This window comes from Actinoplanes sp. NPDC051633 (assembly GCF_040681735.1).
GTDB lineage: Bacteria > Actinomycetota > Actinomycetes > Mycobacteriales > Micromonosporaceae > Actinoplanes.
Window position 1 is genome coordinate 1 of the sequence record NZ_JBFAZH010001013.1, and the last position, 2,817, is coordinate 2,817.

The following is a 2,817-nucleotide window of genomic DNA, read 5'->3' on the forward strand; positions in this document are numbered from 1 at the left end:
GGGGATCCGCTTCAGCGCGGCCGGGTCCGGCGAGAAGCCGACCAGGTCCAGCGTGTTGATGCCGAACGCCTGGGCGGCGGCGGAGGTCAACTGCTCCTCGGTGACCACCGAGTCGTTGATCAAGACCGCCCGGACCGACCGGCCGCTCTGCTGCGCCTCCTCGGCGGCGGCGTCGACCGCGGCCGGATCCACGCCGATTTGCTTCAGCGCTTCCAGCAGCGGGCGAAAGGTCTGATCCACGACATCCTATTCGGGCCAAGGGATGGTCTTCTTAGCCCAGTTTGCCGCTATTGAGGTGGATACGGGGCCGATAGCCGAAAGGTGCGCCGGTACGCCGAGGGGGCGACGCCGATCGTCGCCTGCAGGTGCTGCCGCAGGGCGGCGGCGCTGCCCAGCCCGGAGCGCCGGGCGATCACGTCGACCGCCAGATCGGTCGCCTCCAGCAGCGCCCGGGCGTGATCCACGCGCTGCCGGAGCAACCAGCGCCCCGGGCTGAGGCCGGTCTCCTCCCGGAACCGTCGGGTGAACGTCCGTACGCTCATCCGCGCGTGACCGGCCATGTCCTCCAGGCTCACCGGCTCGGCCAGGCGTTGCAGCGCCCACGCCCGGGTGGCCTCCGTGCCGGGGCCGTCGCCGGCCGGGATCGGCCGCTCGATGAACTGGGCCTGTCCACCGTCCCGCCACGGCGGGACCACGCAGCGGCGGGCCGCCCGGTTCGCCACCGCGCTGCCGTGGTCGCTGCGCACGATGTGCAGGCAGAGGTCGACGCCGGCGCCCACCCCGGCCGACGTCAGGATGTCGCCGTCGTCGCAGAACAGCGTGTCGAAGTCCCACTTGACCTGCGGATAAAGCCGCGTCAGGCGGTGCGCCCAGGACCAGTGGCTGGCCGCCGGGCGGCCGTCGAGGAGGCCTGCGGCGGCGAGGACGGATGCGCCCGTGCAGACCGAGACGATCCGTGCTCCCCGGTCATGAGCGGCGTGCAGGGCCTCCTTGACCGATGCGTCGAGGGAGGCGTCGGTGACGGTCGGCCCGTCGCCGACGCCCGGGATGATGACGGTGTCCGCCCGGGCGATCTCGGACAGGTCGTACTTGGCCGTCACGGTGAAGCCCGCCATGCTGGTCACCGGGCCGGGCGTGCACACGCGTACCCGATAGAGCCGTTGCTCTTGATCGTCCCGGCTCGCGCCGAAGACCTGCGAGGGCACGCCGAGGTCGAAGGCGACCACGTGGTCCAGGGCGACGACCGCGATGTTGTGGGTCATGGCTTGATTCTTGCGCATGTTGGCCTCTCGGCCACTCGTCGGTCCGGTCAGTTGTCCGCAGAATCAAGGCGTGACCAAGCTCCATCGCATCCACCCCGCCTGGCTCGTCGCCGCCGTCGCGTTCGTGGCGCTCGTCGGCGCGGCCGGCTTCCGGGCCACCCCCTCGGTGCTGCTGCGCCCGCTGCACGACGAGTTCGGCTGGTCGCTCGGCACGATCTCCGCGGCCGTCTCGGTCAACCTGCTGCTCTACGGGCTGACCGCACCCTTCGCCGCGGCGCTGATGGACCGGTTCGGCATCCGTCGGGTGGTGATGTTCGCGCTGTTGCTGGTCGCGGCCGGCTCCGGGCTGACGGTCTTCATGACCGCGAGCTGGCAGCTGGTGCTCTGCTGGGGCGTGCTGGTCGGGCTGGGCACCGGATCGATGGCGCTGGCCTTCGTGGCGACCGTCACCAACCGGTGGTTCGTCAAGCGGCGCGGCCTGGTGACCGGCGTGCTGACCGCGGGAGGAGCGGCCGGACAGCTGATCTTCCTGCCCGTCCTGGCGGCGCTCAGCGAGTCGTCCGGGTGGCGGACCGCGGCGCTGACGGTGGCCGTCGCCGCGCTGGCGGTCGTACCCCTTGTGTTCTGGCGCTTGCGGGACCGGCCCGCCGACCTGGGCGTGACCGCCTACGGGGGAGTCGTCGACGACGTCCGGCCGGCCGGGAGCGCGGCGCGCAACGCGCTGAGCGCGCTCGGCCGCGCCGCCCGGACCAGACCGTTCTGGCTGCTGGCCGGCGGCTTCGCGATCTGCGGCGCGACCACCAACGGCCTGATCGGCACCCACTTCATCCCCGCCGCGCACGACCACGGCATGGCCGAGACCACCGCGGCGGGCCTGCTCGCGCTGGTCGGCCTCTTCGACATCGTCGGCACCATCGCCTCCGGCTGGCTCACCGACCGGATGGACAGCCGGCTGCTGCTCGCCGTCTACTACGCGCTGCGCGGGCTCTCGCTGCTGGTGCTGCCGTCGCTGTTCGCGGCCACCGCACACCCCAGCATGGTGGTCTTCATCCTCTTCTACGGCCTCGACTGGGTGGCCACGGTCCCGCCGACGGTCGCGCTCTGCCGCGAGTACTTCGGGGCGTCCGGCGCGGTGGTCTTCGGCTGGGTGTTCGCGTCGCACCAGATCGGCGCGGCGATCGCGGCGACGGCGGCGGGCCTGGTGCGCGACCGGCTGGGGGAGTACGACCTGGCCTGGTACGTGGCCGGATCGCTGGCCATCGTGGCGGCGCTGATGAGCCTGGCCCTGCTCGCGGGCAAGCGGCTGCGGCCGGTCGCGCCGGGCATCGGGCTCGCCTTCGCCGGCAAGGCCTCCTAGGGCGCCTGGTACGGGCCGCCTAATACGGCTTGTCGGTCGCCAGCCGGGCGTGCAGGTGCATGTCGTGCCAGCCGTCGGTGTGCAGCAGCTCGGCCCGCTTCGTACCCTCCGGCATGAAGCCCGCGTGCTCCGCCACCCGGCACGACGCCTGGTTCCGCGTCGAGTGGCTGACCTCGATGCGGTGCAGCCCCAGCGTGT

General features: G+C 72.3%; 3 protein-coding genes and 1 pseudogene. 1 reads left to right on the forward strand and 3 read right to left on the reverse strand.

The genetic code is table 11. The features are described 5' to 3' along the window. Positions 1-240 (reverse strand): annotated as a pseudogene (locus AB0M20_RS36085) (type II secretion system protein GspE); the annotation flags it as partial. A 47-nt stretch (positions 241-287) separates the two neighbouring features. Then, positions 288-1,262, reverse strand: coding sequence for a helix-turn-helix domain-containing protein (locus tag AB0M20_RS36090; RefSeq protein ID WP_364305097.1), 975 nt, complete (start codon positions 1,260-1,262; stop codon positions 288-290). 70 nt (positions 1,263-1,332) lie between these two features. Between AB0M20_RS36090 and AB0M20_RS36095 the strand changes: the two genes are divergently transcribed. Further along, positions 1,333-2,619, forward strand: coding sequence for an MFS transporter (locus AB0M20_RS36095; RefSeq protein ID WP_364305099.1), 1,287 nt, complete (start codon positions 1,333-1,335; stop codon positions 2,617-2,619). Positions 2,620-2,638: 19 nt separating this feature from the next. Here AB0M20_RS36095 and AB0M20_RS36100 read toward each other — a convergent pair. Beyond that, positions 2,639-2,817, reverse strand: a 179-nt coding sequence (locus AB0M20_RS36100) for a GNAT family protein (RefSeq protein ID WP_364305101.1), incomplete at its 5' end; no start/stop codon positions are given.

What these genes read in the sequence shown, in the direction of transcription:
- AB0M20_RS36090 (WP_364305097.1), bottom strand. Translation starts at nt 1,262, where the DNA reads ATGACCCACAACATCGCGGTCGTCGCCCTGGACCACGTGGTCGCCTTC.